Origin of the sequence: Rhodopseudomonas palustris (genome assembly GCF_003226555.1) — a bacterium.
In the GTDB taxonomy this organism is placed as follows: domain Bacteria; phylum Pseudomonadota; class Alphaproteobacteria; order Rhizobiales; family Xanthobacteraceae; genus Rhodopseudomonas; species Rhodopseudomonas palustris_I.
In genome coordinates this window covers 1-601 of sequence record NZ_QKQS01000021.1, presented here as the reverse complement: position 1 = coordinate 601, position 601 = coordinate 1, and the positions used below count along the sequence as shown (strand labels likewise).

Here is a 601-nt window from a genome sequence, read left to right as displayed (position 1 = left end):
TCACGATGTCAGAAAACCCGCCAGGCTGCGCATTGCGCAAAGCCGGCGAATACAAGTTGCGGACGAAAAACCATCGTCGCCGTCCCGATGACAGCAACGAGGCGCAAGCGAAGCGCTCTGGTCAATCAACCATCTGGTGGAGCCAGACGGGATCGAACCGACGACCTCATGCTTGCAAAGCACGCGCTCTCCCAGCTGAGCTATGGCCCCGTAACCAGAAGACGAATGCAGCGCATTGATGAGTGGTGGGCCTGGGAAGACTTGAACTTCCGACCTCACGCTTATCAAGCGCGCGCTCTAACCAACTGAGCTACAAGCCCTCAGCACGAGAGGCAGCTTGCGGCACGCAGCACCGAAACCGCCGATCAACGACAATCCCGACAAGCCGAATGCGCGCGCCACCCCAGGCGCGTGTTCGTCCGCGAAGAAAGAGAAACGAAGACGGCGAGGTCCCGCCAATGAGGCTCGTATGACTTAGAGCCTCTGATGTTTCTAAAACAGGTCGATAGTTGCCGAAGCAAACTGAAGACCCATCCTTAGAAAGGAGGTGATCCAGCCGCAGGTTCCCCTACGGCTACCTTGTTACGACTTCACCCCAGTC

Annotated in this window: 2 tRNA genes and 1 rRNA gene; all 3 read right to left on the bottom strand. The window is 57.6% G+C overall.

The window, feature by feature from the left end:
* Window positions 1-134: 134 nt before the first annotated feature.
* Window positions 135-210, bottom strand: a tRNA-Ala gene (locus tag DNX69_RS12370).
* Window positions 211-243: 33 nt separating this feature from the next.
* Window positions 244-320 (bottom strand) — tRNA-Ile (locus DNX69_RS12365).
* Between the two features lie 220 nt (window positions 321-540).
* Window positions 541-601 (bottom strand): 16S ribosomal RNA (locus DNX69_RS12360); the annotation flags it as partial.